Source organism: Flavobacterium sp. YJ01, from assembly GCF_029320955.1.
GTDB lineage: Bacteria > Bacteroidota > Bacteroidia > Flavobacteriales > Flavobacteriaceae > Flavobacterium.
Map to the genome: position 1 here is coordinate 5094926 of NZ_CP119757.1, position 20062 is coordinate 5114987.

A 20062-nucleotide genomic window follows, 5' to 3' on the forward strand; every position below is an offset into this window, starting at 1 on the left:
GTAAGCTAAAATAGCACTACCTTTCGGGCTGAACGAAATCTATTCAAAGTGCACACAGAAGAACGATTCCCACAGTTTTCATTTTTGGAAAACGGAGGAGAAACAGGATCCATTTTACTGCAGATGGACTGGAGCGGCTCAGCTTTGGGGGCTCCTGACTGCTGGCCGGAAAGCTTAAGGACCGCAGCCGGCATTATGCTTTCTTCGCGTGTGCCGATGTTTATGGTATGGGGAGAAGAAAAAACTTTTTTGTACAATGATCCTTTCCGCATATTCCTTGCAGCAAATAAGAGGCATCCACAAGCATTGGCAAAAAAACTTAAAGATTCCCTGCCGAGGGAATGGATGGCGGTTTCCAATGCGATCCACAGGATTTTTGAGGACGGCAGCTTAAAATCAGAATCCAATATTACTGTTGCCATAACAAGAAATGGGGCAGTCCAGCAGGTTTATCTGACAGCAGGTTACAGCGTGATCACAGATAAGACCGGTACTGTTGAGGGGGTGTTTGCAACCTGTATTGAAAATTCAGCCGTTATCCCTGATATGATCGCTTCAAGTTCTGTGCGCTGGCAGCTTAACAGCGTACTGATGCAGTCCAATGCCGGAATTGCACAGGCCAATATTCAGGGGCGCGTCATAGAAGTGAATGACCGCTACTGCCAGATGCTCGGTTACAGCCGTGAAGAAATCCTTCAGATGAATCTCGGAGAGCTGACCCATCCGGAGGATCTGCAGCGCAATATGAAGATGCTGCAGGACTGCATCGAAAATGGAAATGATTTTTTAATAACCAAACGTTATATATGCCGTGACGGGGCAGTCATTTGGGTCAACAACAGTATTTCTGTGGTAACGGACCAGCATGGAGAAAAATACATAACAGCCATAGCCATTGATATTACAGCTGAAAAAGAAAAGGAAGAAAAGCTTCTGGCAAGTGAGGCGCACCTGCAGCTTTTAAGGGATACAGTGCCTGCCATGATTTTTTATCTTGACAGCGAGCAGCGTTATGTCACCTATAACACCGTTTTCAGGGAATGGTTTTCCATAGAAGGGAGTGAGGCTGCCGGAAAAACAGTCAGGGAATTTTTAGGGGAGGCCGCTTATGAAAAAGCGCTTCCGCATCTTAAAAGTGCCTACGGCGGAAAACAGGAAAAATACGAAATGTTTGCGCCTTCAAGAATGGGTGTTAAAAGATGGCTCAGCATCGTTTATACACCCCACAAAGATGCGCAGGGAAAAGTGGCGGGACTGATTGTGCATGCTACTGATATTACGCAGAGCAAATTGGCAGAATTCGCTCTTCGCGAAAGCGAGGCCAAACTCTTATCTGCCGTGGAAACGGCCCAGCTGGGCACCTGGTCGCTGGATATTGCCACAGGCGTGAGCAGCGTTTCACAGCGACATGCCGATATGTTTGGGCTGAACGGCACTATCGTGCCGTCTGAAGCGGTAAGAGCCCTGATCAAACCGTCGGACTATAAACGTGTTACCGAAGCTTTTTTTGGCGCCCAGCAACAAGGTTCCGACGGCATCTACGAGGCGGAGTACAGGATCATACATGGGCAGGACGGCAGGGAAAAAGTGATCCATGCAGTCGGCAAGACTCATTTTGATGAAAATGGCAAAGCTTTGTTCATCAGCGGCACCAGCCAGGATATAACCATTCACAGGGAACTGCAGCTGGCACTGGAAAGTGAGGTTGAAACGCGCACAAAAGAACTCGCGGGCGCTTTAAAAGAGCTTAAGGAATCCAATGCAGATCTGGAGCAGTCCAACGCCGCCCTTAAGAATTCCAATGAAGAGCTGGCGCAGTTTGCCTATGTTGCCAGCCATGATCTTCAGGAGCCGCTTCGTAAAATCCAGATTTTTGCGGCCATGCTGCAGGAAGAAAATTCAAAAAGGGATGCTGGAACGATTATCGGTAAAATAGCCTTTTCAGCAGGCAGGATGAGCCAGCTCATCTCGGATCTTCTTGCATTTTCACGGCTGGTCCAGCCAGAAAAAAGGCTTCAGACCGTAGATCTTAACCGGGTGCTGGAAAGCATATGGACTGATTTCGAACTGGCGGTAAACGAGAGCGGGGCTGAACTGGAATTGGATAAGCTGCCCATGCTGCAGGCTGTCGGACTCCAGATGAACCAGCTTTTCTATAATCTGGTAAGCAATTCCCTTAAGTTTACCAGTCCTGAGAGAGCACCGAGAATCAGAATAAGTTCTGTTCTGGTCTCCGGCGAGCAGGCCTCTTTACTGAGCAGTTCCGCATTGCTTTCGGTAAATTATTTCCATATATCTTTTACAGACAACGGAATTGGCTTTGATAAAGGCCACGAACAGCAGATTTTTGAAATTTTCAAGAGGCTGCATGTGCAGACCATTTTCCCCGGCAGCGGCATCGGTCTGGCATTGTGCAGAAGGATTGTCATGAACCATCAGGGAGCTATGTATGCTGAATCTCTTGGCGGGCAGGGAAGCACCTTTCATATTTTGCTACCTGATCTGCCGGCAGCGGGGGTTGGAGCCGCTACGGCATGATGACCGCTTTTTTCAGCCTTTGTACAGAAAGTTATTTTCCGTTACCACATGGTGCTGCCAGTCAATGGAGATGACATATTGAAGGGATTTTTTGAGATCTGCCAATGATAATGATTTCTGCACGTACAGGGAAGCCCCGAGGTTCAGGCATCTTTTCACAGTTTCAGAATTACTCGTTGTGGAAAGAACAATTACGGGCAGATGCTCCAGGTTTTCCGCCTGCTTGATTTCCTTTAGCACTTCAAAGCCATCCTTAACGGGCATATTCAGATCCAGAAAGATCACAGAAGGATAGGGAGGCGGATTTTTCAGCTGCAGCAGCATATGGTCGCCAAGCTCAAAAACGCTGATCTGTTCACCGATCTGCTGGGTTACTTCTTCAAAAAACATCCTGTCGTCGGGATCATCGTCCACATAAAATATTGTGGTGCAGCTGTCTAATGCCATAGTGTTAAATTCAAGGGGTAAAGGTATAATTTTTGGACTTATTAACTAGTAAATCTGTATTTTTTTGGAGCGTTTTTCTGCGCCGCACATCTACTGTTTTTAAATTCGGCAGCCGCTGATTCAGCAGGCAGGCCAGAAAAAAAAGCGGGTTATTGCAAAGAATCGCCTGCGGGATATGACGCGTTCGAGTTTTTGTGAATTCCATTGTAAGAAATAACAGGATAAATTAAAAAATTGCCTCATTTGGCTTGAATTAATTGCATATATTTGTTAGTATAAATTTCCAAATATCACAGCAAATGCAAAATAATGTTCTGGCGGGCTTGAAGGAGCACGAAAATAAAATATTAACTATCTGGTCTCAGCTGATGGCTGCAAACGGTTCGGCTGACGGAGCGACAGAGGAGGAAGAATCCAAAGAATTCGCAGCGCTATTACTGGATGCCGTAAAGCATGCGGGGGGAAATACAGAATCAGAGGAATTTGAAAAAGTGCATGATCTTCTGATCGGAATTTCAAGTTCACGAGGGAGGCGAGGCTTCTCGCCCCGCGAGAATGCGCAGTACCTGCTTACTTTTAAAGAAGCGGCATCGAGTATTCTTTCAGAAATCGAATCAGACCCTGCAGCATTGTACCAGGCAAATCTGCAGCTGAGCACTCTTCTGGACAATATGACCATACTGACTTTCGAATCTTATATGAAAGGCCGCGAGGATGTGATTGCCAGACAGGTTGATGAGATCAGTGAAATTTCCACTCCCGTGATCCGTGTATGGGAAGGCGTGGTAGCGCTTCCTATAATCGGGACACTTGACAGCTCCAGAACACAGGTTGTAATGGAAAACCTGCTGCAGCAGATTGTCGATACGGGCAGCTCTATTGCCATTCTTGATATTTCGGGCGTGCCGGCAGTAGATTCGCTCGTTGCGCAGCATCTTATCAAAACAGTCAGTGCGACGAGGTTGATGGGGGCGGAATGCATCATCAGCGGAATCCGACCTGAAATTGCCCAGACAGTGGTGCACTTAGGAATTGACCTAACCGGAATCATTACCAAAGCTTCTCTTGCCAGCGCTCTTCAGACCGCTTTTGACATGCTTCAGTTAACGGTTGTAAAGAGAAAAATAACCCAATAAGATTAAAGAACTGACATGGAAAGAATTCCTATACTTAAGATGGGGGATTTTCTGCTGGTTACCATTCAGGTGGATCTATATGACCAGCTGGCAGAGAATCTTGAATCTGATTTGATTAACACCATCAATAAGCATAATTCAAAAGGTGTCCTGATAGATATTTCAGCGGTGTCCATAATTGATTCCTTTATGGGAAGGATACTGGGCAACATTGCGGTCATGTCAAAAATTATGGATGCACAGACAGTAGTGGTGGGAATGCAGCCTGCTGTAGCGATAACTCTTGTTGAACTCGGATTAACTTTGAACGGTGTAATAAGTGCCTTGAATGTTGAGAAGGGCATGGATTTGCTTCGCGCGAAAATGTACAATGGCGATAACGAGGAGCAGGTGTATGACGACGACGACCAATAAAGAAGAACTGCTTATTGTCAAGGAGCAGGATGTAGTCCCGCTGCGCAACCGCGTCAAGGAATTTGGCGTTAAGGTCGGAATGAGCATCTTGAACCAGACCAAACTCATCACTGCCACCAGCGAACTGGTCCGTAATCTTTTAAAATACGGAGGGGGAGGCAGGGTGATTATCGAGTCAGTCCATAATGGCAGAGACCATGGGGTGCGCGTGACCTTTATTGATAACGGGCCCGGCATAAAGGATGTGAATCTTGCCATGCAGGATGGCTACAGCACGGGAAAAAGCCTCGGACTGGGACTGCCGGGCACCAAGAGGCTTGTGAATGAATTTGATATACAGACAGAATTGGGAAGCGGGACGACCGTTACCATTATAAAATGGAAAAATGGATAATACTTTTTCCGTTTACAAAATTGATGACAGGAGCCTTATTCCTTTCATCAAAAGGGAAATACATAATTTAGCCCTGCAGCTGGGATTTACCCCGCACAGGGCTGCTGAAACCGATATTATTATTGCAGAACTTACCTCCAACCTGATTAAGTATGCAGACGGCGGCGAGCTGCTTTACAGGGCGAACCACAGCGGAGGATATAATGAAATAGAGATTTACTGCCTCGATAGGGGAACCGGCATTGAGAATGTGCATCGGATCATGAATGACGGCTATTCCACTTCCAATACACTTGGACAGGGACTCGGGGCTATTAAACGGCTCAGCAATGATTTCCAGATTTATTCCATGAGAGGCTGGGGAACGGTGCAGTACATAAAAATCTGTGATAAGGCAGATATTGTTCCTGCGCCGTATGATTCAGATTTTAATTTTTCAGCCCTCAGCGTGAATTATCCGGGAGAGAAACTCTGCGGCGACGGCTATTACATAAAAAATACCAGAAAAGGCTTCCAGATCTTTGTCGGAGACGGACTCGGGCACGGCGCAAATGCGCATGAGGCGGTCCAGCAGGCACTAAAAGCTTTTAAGCAGTGTGCGGAAAGCGATCCGATTGCAATTTTGCGCCACATCCATGAGCAGGTCAAAAAAAGCAGGGGGCTCGTAGCTACAATCGTCTGTGCGGATTATGGGGCAGCAGTGTGGAATATATGCGGTATAGGCAACATTAATACCCGTATTTACAGCGGACTTGAAAACAAGACCTATACGCCTTATAACGGAATTCTCGGACACAATATTCCAAGAACTTTAAACAGCACTTTGGTGCCGTACCAGAAACATCAGATAATTATCATGCACAGCGACGGGCTGCGCACCAGATGGAATTTAAGCGAACTTTCTTCCATCATCAAGCAGGGTCCCGGAATAATCGCGTGCTCACTGTACAAAGACCATGTGCGGGGCACTGATGACGCTACCATTCTGGTGGGCAAAATACTTTAGGTTTATGAAAGAAATTGTAAAAATCAACCTGGATAATGAAATGGACCTGATACTGGCCCATAAACGTTCGATGAAGATAGCCGAGATGTGCGGCATGCCCTTATCAGCGCAGACCCGTTTTTCAACGGCTGTGTCGGAAGTAGCGCGCTGCTGCATTTCTAACGGACGCAATTCGGTGCTGGTACTGGGAATTAATATCATCAGAGCGACCAAAAAAGAAATACGGGCAGTCCTTACTGATGAAGTGGACCTGCAAAAATGCAGCCCGGAGGCCTTCAGATATGCATCAAAAATATCAGGAGATATAGAATATACGTATGACGGCAGCCAGTCGGTGACCGCACTGAACCATCCAGTTCCTTCGCCGGGCCTTCTTTCGGATGCTAAAATCAAAAGTCTTGCGGAATATTTTGAATATGAGCCCCCCATATCGGCCTATGATGAAATCAGGAGGAAAAATATAGAACTGATCGCACTTTCGGAAAAACTTGGTGAGAGTGAAAACCGATATAGAAAACTGGCTGATACCATTCCTGTCTTAATCTGCATTGTCAACGAGCGCAGCAATGTGCTGCTTTCCAATAATGCACTGGAGGAATATCTTGCGGGACCGCTGCTGCTTTTTGATAAAAAATCCCTGGGCACATTTCTTCACAGCGAAGATGTTCCGCTTCTTTTGGAAGGCTGGTCAGCAGCCAAAAAGACCCGCGGGGAATTCACCGCCGAGGTGAGGATTAAAAAGGATGCATTTTATGTCTGGCATGTTGTTTCCATTATGCCAAACAAAACCGAAGACGGTTCCTTCAGCAGCTGGCTTATTTATTTTGTAAACAACAATGCGCAGAAACTGATGGTTGAAGCCTTAAAGGATAATTCGGAGCTGAAGCAGATCCAGCTGGAACTGGAAAGCGCCAATTCAAAATTAAAGTTTAAAAACAAGGAGCTTGAACAGTTTGCTTTTATTGCCAGCCATGACCTGCAGGAGCCTCTGCGCAAGATCCTGATTATGCTTTCGCGTGCGGCAGAGCACCTGACCGAAGAGCAGAAAACAATGTATTACTTTGATAAAATTACAAAGGCGGCAGGGCGTCTGTCTAATTTAATTACCGATGTGCTGAATTATTCCCGCATCAACACCCATGAGCAGTTTTTGGAGAAAGTGGACCTTAACGCCATTATTTACGATACCCTTGATGACCTGAGCCTGGTCATCGAAGAAAAGCAGGCGGCGGTAAAGGCAGAACAGCTTCCTGTGGTCGTAGGACTGGCCGGGCAGCTGCGGCAGTTATTTTTTAACCTGATTAACAATGCCCTTAAATTCAATGCCTCAAGGCCTGAAGTAAAAATCAGTTCTTTTGAAATTTCAGATCGCAGCGACCGCTCTTTTGATACCGCGGCTCCGGCAGGCGATTTCCATGTGATTTCCATTGCTGATAACGGGATTGGAATGGACAGCGATTACTCGGGAAGAATTTTTGATATGTTCCAGCGCCTGCACCAGAGGGAGGAATATGGAGGAAATGGAATCGGGCTGGCTTTATGCAGACGAATCATTGAAAACCACAATGGGGCAATCAGTTTTAAAAGCATTCCGGATCAAGGGACCACCTTCTGGATTTACCTGCCTAAAAATTAGAATACAGACCGTTTTACAGGTGCTTCCATACAGCATATAAGTAATTTTGGGCATGAATATAAAAAGAATAGTAATCCTGCTCCAAACCCTGAGAGGTTAAAACACGTATTTATAAAAGCTGCAGCCTTTTAAGGCAGTTAAAATGAAAACCATGTTATATAAAAATATTTTACTGATTGACGATGATCCTGATGATGCCGAACTGTTTTTAGAAGCCGTTGATTCTCTTAATAAAGGCATTTTAATACGCTGGATAGGAAATCCCCAAGCCGCATTTAAAGAGCTGTCCGCTTCCGATAATCTTCCCGACCTTATTTTTCTGGACTACAATATGCCGGTGCTTAACGGACTTGAGCTTCTTGAACTGCTGAAAAATGACAATAAGCTTAAAGTTATTCCGGTGATTATGATTTCTACGCCTTCACAGGAATTCGTCAAAGAGCTCTTTGCCGGAAACAAGATATTGAAATACTTCAGTAAGCCTAACAGTTTCGGCGAGCTGATCGCTGCCCTGGATTCCATACTGTAATCAAAGCCATTTTTTTCTTTTAAACCAGAAAAAGATCAGCACAGATACAGCCAGCATAGCAATAATGGCGGCAGGATATCCTAAAGGGGATTCGAGTTCGGGCATAAATTTGAAATTCATCCCGTAAATGCCGGCAATAAAAGTCAGTGGCATAAAGAAAACTGAAAATACTGTCAGCAGCCTCATGACATCATTGGTCTTTCTGGCAGAAAGAGAAAGATAGATATTCAGGAGGTTATTGGCATCTTCCTGGATCTGGTCATAGAGCAGAACCAGTTTGGTATGCAGGTCTCTTAAGTCGCGCTGGGCTGGACGTTCTTCTCCTTCTGCTTTAATGGAGCTTACCACTTCGTTGCTCAGCAGCAGCAGTTTTTTGTAAAGACCGGTCCTGTTTTTAAGATAATATATATCTTCTATCATATCATCGGGTATGTTTTTCTTTAAAAACAGCGTGGATTCGTAGGAATCAATGGCCGCGGAGAGTTTCATGGCAGGCTCTTCAAAGGACCGCAGGGCGTCACCCACAATATGCATGGCAATCCCAGAGGCTGATTTTATCTTTGCGTCACTGGCCATATTATCCATAATATTCTGAATTATGGGCTGTGCGCACCGGTTTATGGTAATGATAAACCTATCAGTGAAAAAAACAGCAATTTTACTGCTCAGGCTTTGTACGGTAGGCAGTTTCTGGTTTTCATCATGCAGAAGCCTGACAATTAAAAAATGGGTGTCGTTATGTTCTTCGTATTTAGGGAGATGGTCAGGATCAAGAGAATCCTTAAGGGTGTAGGAATTCAGGCTGTATTTGCTGCTGACCGATTTAAGATCCTCTTCGGAGGGATCATATATATCAATCCATGTGATATCAGTGCCTTTAATCTGGCAGGTGCTCAGTGCCATGGTCTTTCATGTTTTATTATAATTGTGCGGCAGGTGTCAGGCTTATGCGCCAGTACTCCACAATGTTTTTCATCATCATCTTATAGACCGAGAAATCTTCTTCTTTTTTGAAATATCCCTGGACATTGCAGCGGTAGGCCCTGCTGACATTTTCAGGATTTCGGGAAGTGGAGAGAAAAATATAAGGCACGCATTTATGGCTGATGCCGATCGTGGAGATAATCTGCTCGCGCAGTTCAAAGCCGTTTATCTTTGGCATGTTGATGTCCGAGATGATAAGGAAAGGCACTACCGCAGGATTGGAAAGGTAGGGAATGGCTTCCATTGGATCTTCAATAAATTTAATTTTGTTCGGATAATCCAGACTTTCAAAAATATCTTTGAGAAAAAGCCTGTCGTCTTCATCATCTTCAATTATAATAATTTCACCGTTTCTTCTCATGCCGTAAAGGTACGTTTTAATAGTTAATCTTTAAGAAGCCCAGCCTGTTAATTTATCAGATTTCAAGTCTTCGGCGCATACCCGGCCGGATAAATTTATGACGGGCCGCAGCCAGTTGAAAAAAACCTTCTGGAAGAAGCTTCCAAAAGGTTTTGGAAAACAAACAAAGAACATTATCTGTTTACTGTTTTGTTTCAAGATAGGATTTAAACCCGCTGATATCATCGTGCACTATTTTTTCGAAAATAGGGTTCAGCAGTTTTGCTGCTCCCTGTCCCGCAATTCCCAGCGGGGCGCGGTAGGAAACCGTTATCTCTATTTCGGTTGCGCTGCCGATGGCTTTGAAAAGTACTTTTCCGAAGTTCTTTACAGGCGCATCATCCAGTGACTGCCAGCTTAAGAGTTTTTCTTTCTGCTCTTTTATGACTTCAGCCCTCCAGCTCAGCGACCCTATTCCGGCAGGTCCCTTAGCAGTCCATTCAGACTGCGTGCCGCTGATGGTTTTTACCGATTCGAGATGGCTCATGAATTTAGGCAGGTTTTCCAGATTTCGCCAGAAGGCATATACCTCGCTGATGGGCCTATTGATGGTGACGCTGGTTCTGATGTTTACATTAGAGCCTTTATCATTTTTCAGATGGTCTACGGCGCTGTAAACAGGACAGTAGCCGCTGATCCCGCGTGCCAGCATTGCCCCGCCTGAGGTGATCTGCGTTATGTTTTTCTTTTCCTGGGTCAGCCCTTTATACAGCAGGTAGGATCCTGCCGCTGCCATCAGGATGCGTTCAAATGCCGAAACATTGACATTGCTTTTTGAAGCAGTATTTCTATTGGATAGTGTTGAGGTGTGCATCTGTTTTGATTTAAGGTTGTTGTAAATTTTGCGGCTGCCCGGTTGAATGGCTGCGGGCTGTTTAAGATTGTCTAATCTATTTTATAGCCGTCGTCCGAAAAAGTTTCAGGTTCAGATCCGTCTTCATCATTACGCTCCGAAAGATCGTTATCGAGATCATCCGCATCAAGCGCTTGATGGTCCTGTAAATTCTCATCCAAATCATCTTTTTCAGGAGTCTGCTGGCCGTCTCTTTCAAGAGCATTAGAGAATTCATTATCGAGATAAGCGTTATCTGAAGCATTGCTGTTATCGTAATTGCTGCTGTCTGTGATCATGGCATTCTTGTTTTTTAGTTTATATCTTAACTGTTGGTTGCAGCGCTGCCTGTGCTTCCGGCGCCTCCGGAATTGTTGTTGCCGCCGTCCTCTTCATAACGGACCGGATCTGTTCCGTCCTGATCACGCTCATCTTCCCAGTCCCCGGTATTGGCACTTTTATCGCTGTCTTTATCTCCTGAAGCTTTAAGATGCTGGTGATAAGGACATTTTTGAAGTTCTTGTTCGCTGTAATTATTCAGATTTTCCATGATTGCTCTATTTTAGGATTTTTATATACTAAAATTAATTCATGTCTTAATTATTTTTCTTACAGAAAAAATGGGATTTATTGTCAAATTAACATGTTGCGGATGGCGGTGTTTTTTTAGTTTTTTTGTTTTTCATTTGTGCAGTATGATGGCGGAGCCTGCTTTGGTAATTGTTTAAAAGAGACTGAAATCGTTTTTTAACAGTGGGGCCGATTGACGCTTCAGCCTAAATTATTATATTTGATTAAATATTCATCACTATTATAATTTACAGATCTTTCAAAATGGAAAAAGCAATACAGCTGCAGGTGAGAAAAGATTTGAATCCGCAGGAGCAGCTCACCGTAATTAAACTCAAGGGAAGCCTGATTTCAAAAGGATATACCGAAATTATCCATATCTTGGACCAGGATGAGGATTTTCATATCAATACCTTTGAGACAGCTGCGGACAAACGCAATGAAGTGCAGCAGTATATTACTGCATTCATCAGCCAGGAAAATCTTCTTGATACTATCACAATCAAGTAAAACCGTCTTTTCAGGAAGCTAGGGATTCAATTTTCATGGCTTCTAAACTGTATTTTTGAGATTTCAAGCTGTAATCAGTACTTTAGCAGCGAAAGAAAACACATCCAGCAGACGATTTAAACCGCATAATGGGACCAGACCAGTATATCAGACTCTCGCAGCTAAACGACCAGATCCAGGATACGATTAATGACCGGTTTAAAGGACATGCGTACTGGGTGGTGGCTGATATCACCAGCCATTCTTTTAAGGCTGATAAAAAGATCCATTATTTTGAGCTGGTGGAGAAATCAGAAACCAGCAGCGCTATTACAGCAAAGATAATGGGCAAATCCTGGGGAGCAGGGGCGCTTCGGATACTTGATTTTGAAATCACAACCGGACAGCGTTTTACCAACAATCTGCATGTGCTGGTGCAGGTAAGCGTTGACTTTCATCCGCTCTACGGGCTTTCGGTAAACCTGCTGGATATTGACAGTAATTTTATGCTCGGGATTCTCGAACAGCAGCGTAATGCCACACTGGCAAGGCTGGTCAGGGAAAATGACTACATATGGAAAGAAGGCGAGCAGTATTCTACGCTGAACAGCCGTCTGAAACTTCCCGCGGTAATTCAGAGGATAGCTGTAATATCTTCGAGCAGTTCTGCCGGAAATGAGGATTTCCGCCATACGATGCTTCACAATGATTTCGGCTATGTTTTCCAGATTGATGATTACCATACTGTAGTGCAGGGGGACAACAATGCAAAACTGTTTCTCAATAAACTTATCGATGTCTACAATACCGGAATCCCTTACGATGCCATTGCCATTACAAGAGGAGGAGGTTCGCAGTCGGACTTCCTGATTTTTGACAATTACGCTATAGGGAGGGCTGTTGCTAAGTTTCCCATCCCGGTCATTACAGGAATAGGGCACCAGAAAAATGTGAGCATCACCGATCTGATGGCGCACACCCATACCAAAACCCCTACCAAGGCCGCGGAATTCATTATTGCCCACAACCGCAGTTTCGAGGAAAGCATACTATCGCTGCAGCGGACGATTGTGATTAAATCCCAGCAGTTGTTTATGGGACATTATAAAGAGCTCAGCCAGATGAAAAATGCTGTTTCTTATAATGCAGCGGCATTGGCCGCAAACCATAAAAAGCAGCTGGACAAGACCAGGGAGCATATTATCAGAAATTTAAGAGCTGTGCTGCATGAGAACCAGAAAAGACTGCTCGCTGCTGCCCAGCATACCCTTCAGCGCCCCAGGATGCTGATGGTTGAGCGAAAGGGTGAACTGCTTCAGCTTAGAAATGCAATAAAAACATTCACTAATGCTTACCTTCGCAGACAGGAGCTCACGCTGGAACATTATCATAAAACCGTGAAAATAATGTCTCCGCAGAATATCCTGAAAAAAGGGTATGCCATTATCAAAGTAAACGAAGCCATTGCCAGCAGCGCCAAAGGGATAAAGAAAGGCGACGATATTGAAGTGATCCTGAAGGATACCAGACTGATAAGCACCGTTAAAGAAAAAATACAATACGATGGAAGAGAACCAGACTTATGAAAAAGCTTTTGCCGAACTGAGCGCTATTTCGAAAGAAATTGAAAATGAAACCATTTCGGTGGACGAGCTGGCATCAAAGGTAAAAAGAGCATCCGAGCTCATTGAATTCTGCCAGAATAGGCTGAAAGCTACCGAAGCTGAGGTCGTTAAAATTATCGGCAGTATGGAGAATCCTAAAGAATAAACTATTACACCGTACACTAAAATACCGGTTTAAGGCGTTACAATATAAATTACACTCCGATAAACCGGATGCCTCTGCTGAAAAGTTTCTGGTATTCTATATTACACGCCAATACAAAACAAAGCCCATTGTTTCACTTGAATAATGGGCTTTTGTATTAAAGTAAGCGATTAATTTTTTAATTTAAAGGCTATTTTGATACCTTTTTATATGCGGGAGTTTTTACCATTTTGGCTGCTCTTCGTCCGTGTTTTTATCATTAAAAATGTTCTGATTTGTATTAGTCTTTCCAGTCTCATCTTCAAATGGATCTGGGGAGTTTTTTAAGTTTTCGTGAAGCTGTAAGAGATCGGCAGGCGAAGAGCTCTCTTCTTCGGGATCTGATTCTGATGCGGCAGTAAGAAAACGAAAAGCAAAATCAATAGGTTTTTCTTTTCCCATCTCAAAAAAATGCACCATATACTGGTTTTTCTCGCTGTCCACTGACTTTATTTCTCCTTTGTTCCAGACCGGATGCTGTACAAGGTCTCCCTCGCTGAAAGCAGTATCTTCACTGCTTTTTGAAGCAGCTGCCGATGACTGTGCCGCCTGTAGGATTTCCGGAGAAAGTTTTCCTTTACGCACGTAAAATTCTTCCTTGATTTCAAAGAGAAACCTTGATGGATATTTATTAAGCCCGGTGGTGAAATTAAACCCTTCCGAATCTGTCATGTAAAACCTTTTCTCGGCTCTGGTAACGGCAACGTACATCAGCCTTCTTTCCTCTTCAATCGCCCTCTTTCTTCTTTCCTTAATGGAAAGCGCGCTGGGCAGCACCCCTTCTGTAAAACCGCACAGGAATACATAAGGGAATTCAAGGCCTTTGGAGATGTGGATGGTCATCAGACGCACCTTGTCCTGATTTTCAGTGTCTTTGTCAAGGTCAGTATAGAGCGCTGTTTCCTGCAGGTATTCCGCAATATTTACAGGACCGTTGTTTTCTTTTTCCAGCAGCAGCATGGAACTAACGAGCTCTTTTATATTCTCCATTCTGTCTTCATCGCCGTCTTTTCGGTACAGTTCGGACAGTCCGCTTTTATCGAGTATGATTTTAACTAGATCCGAGATGGAATTTGTCTCGGCATCTGTTTTAAGTGCCGCAACGAGAGCCAGAAAGTCAGAAGCTCCTTTTTTACCGAGTTCCTTATCTTCAATATTATGCTGCAGTGCATGAAGCAGCGACAGGTTCTGTTCGCCTGCCAGAAGGCTCAGCCTTTCCATAAACTTTTTTCCCAGCCCCCTGGAGGGATGGTTGTGCAGGCGCAGAAAAGAGAAGTTATCCCCCTGCACAATAAGCCTTAAGAAGGACAGTACATCTTTGATTTCTTTTCGTTCAAAAAAACGCACGCCGCCAAATACGGCATAGGGAATGTTTCCCTTGATCAGTGCCTGCTAGATGTTTCGGGAAAGATGGTTGGAACGGTATAAAATGGTAATATCTGAATAAGCGGCATTTTCCGTTTTAAGGATTTCTTTGATTTCAGAAGCCACCCACACCGTTTCTTCATAGTCATTTTTGCCATGGAAATGCACCACCTCAACACCTTCGGGATTATCCGTCACCATATCCTTATCCACCCTTACCTTATTATTTTTGATGATATAGTTGCCGACTTTAAGAATGTTGGGCGTGGAGCGGTAATTCTGGTTCATGATGATGGTCTTCGTGTCAGGGCACATCCTGTCGAATTCCACCAGATATTCCGGCTTGGCGCCGCGCCATTCATAAATGGTCTGGTCGGGATCTCCTACAAGAAACAGGTTCTGGTGCACACGGGAGAGTATTTCCACCAAATGGAACTGGCTGTCGGAGCTGTCCTGCGCCTCATCGACCTGTATGTAATGCAGCATTTCCTGCCATTTCAAAAGCACATCGGGATTGCTGTCCAGTATGAAAGCCGTAAAATGGATAAGGTCATCAAAATCCAGCGCATAGTTGCGTTTCTGCTTGTCGAGGTATTTCTGATAGACGCGGCTGGAGAGCGAGTCCTTCTCATCGGGCTCAAAGCTTTTATTCTCCAGCATATACCCGAGGTAATCAGAGGTGCTCTTCTGCTTGGAGATAAAACGGAGCACCTGTTTGAAAGTCAGGTTTTTGGAATTGATGTCCAGCTCGGTAAACACTTCCCTTAAGATGGTTTTCTGGTCTTCGGCATCCAGTATGATAAAATTCTTCGGATAATGGATTTTGTTTATTTCCTCGCGCAGAAACCGCACGCAGAACCCATGGTAGGTGGTGATGAAGCTCACATCAAAAAGATCTCCGATCAGCGCCTTGACACGTCTTTTCATTTCCTGTGCTGCCTTATTGGTAAAAGTCACACACAAGATATTGGAAGAATTGATGCCGAGTCTGTCCACAATGTAGGCAAAGCGGGAGGTAAGGGCTTTTGTTTTTCCTGATCCAGCTCCCGCAATGACACGCACGTAGCCTTCTGTGGTTTTGACTGCCTGAAGCTGGCTTTCATTAAGATTTTCTAGAATAGGATCGTTCATTTTTATGCAGTAATTTTTTTTTGATCTGTATTTATTTTCAGCATGCAGGCCGATCAAAATGCCCATACCGCAAAGTTATGCAATTATTTTAACTGGGAATGCCATGATAAATAAGTGCTTTACAGCAGAATAAAAGAAATCCTGAACAGAACAGGCAGTTTAATCAGCGCTTGATTCTCTTCAGGATTTTTTGTGTCTTTCCTGCTTCGCTGCCGTGGGGCATGCAAGCAGGAGTTAATTGTCATCGTCGTCGTCTTCAACGGCTTTCTCCTCGTCAAGTGTTCTTCTGTCAGCATCAGGATCACGCTCGTCAGGACGAGGGTTCGGGTGGTCTGAAGCATCACTGTGGATACCGGTTGTGTCATTTTCGTGCTGGTTGATGGCCGGATCCTTTTTTTCCAGAAGCTCTGAATTTATGGAATCATCTGCTGCCTGATAAGTACGATCATCCTGATCATAGTTATCGAAATTTTCTCTAGACATAATTATTATTGTTTAGTTATTATATTTGAAATGCATATTTAAAATTAATAGGCCGGCTGATTTTTTTTAGCAGCCTGCATTCTCAGTGCATAAAAAAAATCCACTGCATCATTATGAATTACAGCTGTGACAGTTTTGAAGGATCGGTAGCCTCTCCGACGCTTTTTCCTTCAGTATTGTTACGGCTGCTGTCTTTTTCATTATCGTGCCACGGACCGTCTTTCATGCGGACTGTTTCTGATGCGCTTTCTCTAGAAGGGGAATTTTCAGCCAGATGTTCTGTCACTTCTTCTAAACTGGTGCCTGCAGCCCTTACAGCGTCTTTTAATATTTCTTCAGGGACATTTAACTTTTCGGACCACTGCTGGATTTCGGCCTGCTCTGAGATATTGATATGCGCATTATCCTCTTGTCCTATGCTGTTTATATTTTCCATGATTTTTAATTTTTATAGTTTATCCAAAGTTACAATCACCCAAAATAACCCTGTTATATTATAAAACAGGGTTATTATAGGATTGCTATGATTTATATATCTGTAGATCATGTGTTTATAAGATGTCTGGTTTTAGGATTCCCTGACCTGGCGGAAGGTAAGATTGATTCTTGGCAGCACGGGTCTGGCGGTCTTGGGCACCTGATGTTCCCAATAGGTATTGGTGCTGCCTGCCATGAGAAGAAAAGTGCCGTGGTGCAGCGGAATCTCAATCGGCGGTATATGTTTGAGTGTCTTATGGCGCAGACGAAACAGACGGGTTTCACCAAAGGTCACCGAAGCGATGTTCATATTTTTGTTGCTGGATGCAGTTTTATCGCTGTGCCATCCGACACCGTCAGTGCCGTCCCTGTAGAGATTAAGGAGCACCGCGTTAAAACGGATCTGCGTCTCATTTTCAACCCGCTCCCTGATCTGCAGCAGTTCTTTAGGCCAGTGGGGATTTGATCTGCGGTCTGGTCTGTTCGTTTCGCCGTACCACGAAATCATCCGCGGAGCGGTCACTACCTTGTCGTACATCGGCATTTCGTATTCCCGCCACTGGGTGCTGTGGTATAAGACGTTATAAAAATAATCAGATTCTGGCTTGCTGAAAAAATTATCAATCAGCAGCAGGTCGGCATCAGGGACGTCAAATATTCTTCTGCCGCCGTTTCCGGATGAAAAAATTTCGGTGTCGTCAAAAAGCATCATCTTCTTTAATTTTTTTAATTCATAATATGGCTCCAGACCCAGAGCAGGAAGGAAGCCCGTCAGTTACTCATTTTAAGCCTTGGAATATTAATTTCATGTTCCTGCGGGTAAGGTGCGCGGTGGGTCATGCTCACATCTTCGCGCAGTTTCTGATGCGCTTTGTATTTCCAGTCATTTTCATGTTCATAACGCGGATCAGGGATAAAAGGCATCTTGGCCATCTTGGTGACCGTTATGGTTGGGAAATGGTAATCCACTTCTACATTTCCCCGAAGCAGGTAGCACCCTCCGCCCTCAAAAGGATATTCCTTCAGGCTTCCAGTGAAATGCGCCGTATCAAAAAACTCTCCATGATAGTCAATCCACGTCCCGAAATACATGGCCCCCATTTTTGTCGGGACATGCTTGCGGGCGATTAGATAAGCAAGCATGCGGACTTCTTTTTTATGATGCAAGAGCAGGTCTTTTACCATGACATCACCCCGATGCCTGGTTTTCAGCAGATCAAAAGGAGAGCAGGAGACAGGAAAGCCCAAGAGTTCAATTTCGTCAAAGGCATCTTCAAACGGCGAACGTTCCAGTGCGGGAAGCTTGAACTCTTTTGCGGGCTCTTTTATCAGTTTAGGGGCGTGCTCGGCAGGAGCGGCATTAACCAGCAGCATTCTTGAGATCACAAGGAGCTGGTTCTTGCTTTTGCCGGTAAAGCGGAATGCGCCGATGAAAATCAGAATCTGCATGCCCTCTATGCCAATGGGGATGCGGTTGATAAAATCCTCCAGTGATTTGTAAAGCCCGTTTCTTTCCCTTTCCTGCTGGATCAGGAGTGCTGTTTTATATTCAAGGCCTTCAAGATGCATAAAGCCCAGATAAATGTCCTTTCCACAGACGTCGGTTTCATAGGTGCTTCTGTTCACGCAGGGATTGTGGATCACGGCACCTGACATTCTGGCTTCATGCACATAGACTTCCGTGCGGTAGAAACCGCCCTGATTATTGATTACGGCTACCATAAATTCGATCGGATGATGCACTTTCAGATACAGGCTCTGGTAGCTTTCCACGGCATAGGATGCGGAATGCGCCTTGCAGAAGGAATAGCCTGCAAAGGACTCGATCTGGCGGTAGATTTCCTGGCTCAGCGCTATGGGATGTCCCTGCGCCGCGCAGGACTCAAAAAAGTTGTCTTTTACTTTCTGCAGCGCCGCTTTGGAACGGCCTTTTCCTGACATGGCACGGCGCAGGATATCACCGTCGGCTGCCGGAAGGCCCCCATAGTGCAGGGCAATTTTGATCACATCTTCCTGATATACCATAATGCCGTAGGTTTCCCCAAGCTGCTGCTCGAACACCGGATGAAAATATTCAAACCTATCGGGATGATTGTGCCTGAAGATGTATTCCTTCATCATTCCCGACTGTGCCACTCCCGGGCGTATGATGGAGGAGGCTGCCACAAGGGTTTTGTAATTGTCGCATTTCAGACGGCGAAGCAGACCGCGCATAGCAGGGCTTTCGATATAAAAACAGCCTATGGTTTTTCCCATTGAAAGATAGCTGTTGCAGCTTTCTTTGTCTTTTGAAATAGTAGTGTCACGGATATTGAGGTGTATGCCTTGGTTTTTCTCAATAAGCTTTACGCTGTCGTCAATATGGCCGATGCCTCGCTGGCTCAGGATATCAAATTTTTCAAGGCCGATATCTTCCGCCGTATGCATATCAAAAAGCACTATGGGAAAGCCCTTGGGAGGCATCTCCAGCACGGAATAATTGGTGATGGGCTCCTCGGAAATCAGGATGCCGCAGGAGTGCATGCTTCTCTGGTTGGGGTATTTCTCGAGCATCATTCCATACCGCTGCACTTCCCTTACCACCTTATTGGACGGGTGCAGCGCCATCGGGTTTTTTGCCAGAGCGTCGAGCTCTTCCTTAGGAAGCCCGAAAACCTTGCCGACCTCACGGAAAATGGACTTATATTTAAATTCAACATTCGTACCGCAGAATGCCACATGATCAATGCCATATTGGGAAAAGATGTATTCCAGGATGACATCACGCTCTTTCCATGACCAGTCGATATCAAAATCAGGAGGGCTTTTGCGGTTCAGGTTCAAAAAGCGCTCAAAATAAAGATCCAGCTCTAGGGGGCAGATATCGGTAATCCCAAGACAGTAGGCAATGATGCTGTTGGCGCCGCTGCCCCTTCCTATATGCAGAAACCCCTGAGAGTTGCTGAAACGGACAATATCCCATGTAATCAAGAAATAGCCGCTGAATTCCAGCTGGTCAATTACCTTGAGTTCGCGCAGCATCCTTGATTTTGCCTCTGCGTTATTTGTTCCGTAGCGCCATTTCAGCCCTACCTGTGCCAAGCTGGTTAGAAGTTTGATATCCTCCTGCCTGCTGCCGGTGTAGAATTTTTTATTTTTAGGCGTTTTGAAATCAAATTCAAAACTGCACTGCTCCAATATTTTTTCTGTATTGCCGATAATCTGAGGATATTCCTCGTAGCACGCTAGAATTCTCTTTTCAGTGACCATTATCTCACTCTTTCTGCAATAATCTTTTTCCGAAAGACGCGATAAAACTAAATTCAGATCGACTGCACGGAGCACTTTATGGAGTTCGTATTCGGTTTTGGTGCGGAAGGTGACAGGCTGGAGTATCACCATCTTGTCTATTTGCGTCTTCCAGTCCGTTAGTATAAGAACCG

General features: G+C 44.8%; 20 protein-coding genes and 1 pseudogene. 10 read left to right on the forward strand and 11 right to left on the reverse strand.

Annotated features, from left to right (window positions below; translation table 11 throughout):
* The first annotated feature begins 84 nt into the window (after positions 1-84).
* Complete coding sequence (locus P0R33_RS21850) at positions 85-2538, forward strand: PAS domain S-box protein (RefSeq protein WP_276173282.1); 2454 nt, start codon at positions 85-87, stop codon at positions 2536-2538.
* 12 nt (positions 2539-2550) lie between these two features.
* Here the strand turns inward: P0R33_RS21850 and P0R33_RS21855 are convergent, their stop codons facing one another.
* On the reverse strand, positions 2551-2985 hold the full coding sequence (locus tag P0R33_RS21855; protein ID WP_276173283.1) for a response regulator: 435 nt from the start codon (positions 2983-2985) through the stop codon (positions 2551-2553).
* 299 nt (positions 2986-3284) lie between these two features.
* Here P0R33_RS21855 and P0R33_RS21860 point away from each other — a divergent pair, with 299 nt between their 5' ends.
* The 6 genes from P0R33_RS21860 to P0R33_RS21885 all read left to right on the forward strand — a co-directional run bounded on the left by P0R33_RS21860 (position 3285) and on the right by P0R33_RS21885 (position 8100).
* Entirely contained in the window at positions 3285-4121 is an 837-nt protein-coding gene (locus P0R33_RS21860) for an STAS domain-containing protein (RefSeq protein ID WP_276173284.1), read from the forward strand.
* 15 nt (positions 4122-4136) lie between these two features.
* Positions 4137-4535 carry an STAS domain-containing protein gene (locus tag P0R33_RS21865; protein ID WP_276173285.1) on the forward strand — a complete coding sequence of 133 codons (399 nt, stop codon included), beginning with the start codon at positions 4137-4139 and terminating at the stop codon, positions 4533-4535.
* Positions 4516-4929, forward strand: coding sequence for an anti-sigma regulatory factor (locus P0R33_RS21870; protein ID WP_276173286.1), 414 nt, complete (start codon positions 4516-4518; stop codon positions 4927-4929). Before P0R33_RS21865 ends, P0R33_RS21870 begins: the two co-directional genes overlap by 20 nt.
* Positions 4922-5935, forward strand: coding sequence for a SpoIIE family protein phosphatase (locus tag P0R33_RS21875; protein ID WP_276173287.1), 1014 nt, complete (start codon positions 4922-4924; stop codon positions 5933-5935). Before P0R33_RS21870 ends, P0R33_RS21875 begins: the two co-directional genes overlap by 8 nt.
* 4 nt (positions 5936-5939) lie before the next feature.
* On the forward strand, positions 5940-7571 hold the full coding sequence (locus P0R33_RS21880) for an ATP-binding protein (RefSeq protein WP_276173288.1): 1632 nt from the start codon (positions 5940-5942) through the stop codon (positions 7569-7571).
* 142 nt (positions 7572-7713) lie between these two features.
* A complete protein-coding gene (locus tag P0R33_RS21885) occupies positions 7714-8100 on the forward strand; it encodes a response regulator (RefSeq protein ID WP_276173289.1) in 387 nt (128 codons plus the stop codon).
* On the opposite strand, the gene P0R33_RS21890 is transcribed toward P0R33_RS21885, so the two are convergent.
* From P0R33_RS21890 to P0R33_RS21910, 5 genes are all read right to left on the reverse strand, one after another.
* Positions 8101-9003, reverse strand: a complete 903-nt coding sequence (locus P0R33_RS21890; RefSeq protein WP_276173290.1) for a CorA family divalent cation transporter — start codon at positions 9001-9003, stop codon at positions 8101-8103.
* 16 nt (positions 9004-9019) lie between these two features.
* Positions 9020-9445, reverse strand: a complete 426-nt coding sequence (locus P0R33_RS21895) for a response regulator (RefSeq protein WP_276173291.1) — start codon at positions 9443-9445, stop codon at positions 9020-9022.
* Between the two features lie 181 nt (positions 9446-9626).
* Positions 9627-10298: an SRPBCC family protein gene (locus tag P0R33_RS21900; RefSeq protein ID WP_276173292.1), complete on the reverse strand. Its 672-nt coding sequence runs from the start codon at positions 10296-10298 to the stop codon at positions 9627-9629.
* A 71-nt stretch (positions 10299-10369) separates the two neighbouring features.
* Positions 10370-10615 carry a hypothetical protein gene (locus P0R33_RS21905; protein WP_276173293.1) on the reverse strand — a complete coding sequence of 82 codons (246 nt, stop codon included), beginning with the start codon at positions 10613-10615 and terminating at the stop codon, positions 10370-10372.
* Positions 10616-10641: 26 nt separating this feature from the next.
* Positions 10642-10866, reverse strand: a complete 225-nt coding sequence (locus tag P0R33_RS21910) for a hypothetical protein (RefSeq protein WP_276173294.1) — start codon at positions 10864-10866, stop codon at positions 10642-10644.
* A 284-nt stretch (positions 10867-11150) separates the two neighbouring features.
* Between P0R33_RS21910 and P0R33_RS21915 the strand changes: the two genes are divergently transcribed.
* The 3 genes from P0R33_RS21915 (at position 11151) to xseB (ending at position 13145) form a co-directional block, all read left to right on the forward strand.
* Positions 11151-11396 carry a hypothetical protein gene (locus P0R33_RS21915; RefSeq protein ID WP_276173295.1) on the forward strand — a complete coding sequence of 82 codons (246 nt, stop codon included), beginning with the start codon at positions 11151-11153 and terminating at the stop codon, positions 11394-11396.
* A gap of 128 nt (positions 11397-11524) precedes the next feature.
* Complete coding sequence (gene xseA, locus P0R33_RS21920) at positions 11525-12961, forward strand: exodeoxyribonuclease VII large subunit (protein ID WP_276173296.1); 1437 nt, start codon at positions 11525-11527, stop codon at positions 12959-12961.
* Positions 12939-13145, forward strand: a complete 207-nt coding sequence (gene xseB, locus P0R33_RS21925) for an exodeoxyribonuclease VII small subunit (protein WP_276173297.1) — start codon at positions 12939-12941, stop codon at positions 13143-13145. Before xseA ends, xseB begins: the two co-directional genes overlap by 23 nt.
* Before the next feature lie 222 nt (positions 13146-13367).
* Here xseB and P0R33_RS21930 read toward each other — a convergent pair.
* From P0R33_RS21930 to dnaE, 5 genes and pseudogenes are all read right to left on the reverse strand, one after another.
* Positions 13368-15746: pseudogene (locus P0R33_RS21930) on the reverse strand (UvrD-helicase domain-containing protein).
* 168 nt (positions 15747-15914) lie between these two features.
* A complete protein-coding gene (locus tag P0R33_RS21935; RefSeq protein ID WP_276173298.1) occupies positions 15915-16163 on the reverse strand; it encodes a hypothetical protein in 249 nt (82 codons plus the stop codon).
* Between the two features lie 118 nt (positions 16164-16281).
* On the reverse strand, positions 16282-16599 hold the full coding sequence (locus tag P0R33_RS21940; RefSeq protein WP_276173299.1) for a DUF3606 domain-containing protein: 318 nt from the start codon (positions 16597-16599) through the stop codon (positions 16282-16284).
* A 132-nt stretch (positions 16600-16731) separates the two neighbouring features.
* Positions 16732-17352 (reverse strand): alpha-ketoglutarate-dependent dioxygenase AlkB, encoded by a 621-nt coding sequence (locus P0R33_RS21945; RefSeq protein WP_276173300.1) that lies wholly within the window; start codon positions 17350-17352, stop codon positions 16732-16734.
* A 59-nt stretch (positions 17353-17411) separates the two neighbouring features.
* Positions 17412-20021: a DNA polymerase III subunit alpha gene (dnaE, locus tag P0R33_RS21950; protein WP_276173301.1), complete on the reverse strand. Its 2610-nt coding sequence runs from the start codon at positions 20019-20021 to the stop codon at positions 17412-17414.
* Positions 20022-20062: the final 41 nt, after the last annotated feature.

What these genes read in the sequence shown, in the direction of transcription:
- P0R33_RS21860 (WP_276173284.1), top strand. Translation starts at nt 3,285, where the DNA reads ATGCAAAATAATGTTCTGGCGGGCTTGAAGGAGCACGAAAATAAAATA.
- P0R33_RS21875 (WP_276173287.1), top strand. Translation starts at nt 4,922, where the DNA reads ATGGATAATACTTTTTCCGTTTACAAAATTGATGACAGGAGCCTTATT.
- P0R33_RS21885 (WP_276173289.1), top strand. Translation starts at nt 7,714, where the DNA reads ATGAAAACCATGTTATATAAAAATATTTTACTGATTGACGATGATCCT.
- P0R33_RS21865 (WP_276173285.1), top strand. Translation starts at nt 4,137, where the DNA reads ATGGAAAGAATTCCTATACTTAAGATGGGGGATTTTCTGCTGGTTACC.
- P0R33_RS21905 (WP_276173293.1), bottom strand. Translation starts at nt 10,615, where the DNA reads ATGATCACAGACAGCAGCAATTACGATAACAGCAATGCTTCAGATAAC.
- P0R33_RS21870 (WP_276173286.1), top strand. Translation starts at nt 4,516, where the DNA reads ATGACGACGACGACCAATAAAGAAGAACTGCTTATTGTCAAGGAGCAG.
- xseA (WP_276173296.1), top strand. Translation starts at nt 11,525, where the DNA reads ATGGGACCAGACCAGTATATCAGACTCTCGCAGCTAAACGACCAGATC.
- P0R33_RS21900 (WP_276173292.1), bottom strand. Translation starts at nt 10,298, where the DNA reads ATGCACACCTCAACACTATCCAATAGAAATACTGCTTCAAAAAGCAAT.
- P0R33_RS21890 (WP_276173290.1), bottom strand. Translation starts at nt 9,003, where the DNA reads ATGGCACTGAGCACCTGCCAGATTAAAGGCACTGATATCACATGGATT.
- P0R33_RS21915 (WP_276173295.1), top strand. Translation starts at nt 11,151, where the DNA reads ATGGAAAAAGCAATACAGCTGCAGGTGAGAAAAGATTTGAATCCGCAG.
- P0R33_RS21880 (WP_276173288.1), top strand. Translation starts at nt 5,940, where the DNA reads ATGAAAGAAATTGTAAAAATCAACCTGGATAATGAAATGGACCTGATA.
- P0R33_RS21895 (WP_276173291.1), bottom strand. Translation starts at nt 9,445, where the DNA reads ATGAGAAGAAACGGTGAAATTATTATAATTGAAGATGATGAAGACGAC.
- P0R33_RS21945 (WP_276173300.1), bottom strand. Translation starts at nt 17,352, where the DNA reads ATGATGCTTTTTGACGACACCGAAATTTTTTCATCCGGAAACGGCGGC.
- P0R33_RS21910 (WP_276173294.1), bottom strand. Translation starts at nt 10,866, where the DNA reads ATGGAAAATCTGAATAATTACAGCGAACAAGAACTTCAAAAATGTCCT.
- P0R33_RS21940 (WP_276173299.1), bottom strand. Translation starts at nt 16,599, where the DNA reads ATGGAAAATATAAACAGCATAGGACAAGAGGATAATGCGCATATCAAT.
- P0R33_RS21855 (WP_276173283.1), bottom strand. Translation starts at nt 2,985, where the DNA reads ATGGCATTAGACAGCTGCACCACAATATTTTATGTGGACGATGATCCC.
- P0R33_RS21935 (WP_276173298.1), bottom strand. Translation starts at nt 16,163, where the DNA reads ATGTCTAGAGAAAATTTCGATAACTATGATCAGGATGATCGTACTTAT.
- xseB (WP_276173297.1), top strand. Translation starts at nt 12,939, where the DNA reads ATGGAAGAGAACCAGACTTATGAAAAAGCTTTTGCCGAACTGAGCGCT.
- dnaE (WP_276173301.1), bottom strand. Translation starts at nt 20,021, where the DNA reads ATGGTGATACTCCAGCCTGTCACCTTCCGCACCAAAACCGAATACGAA.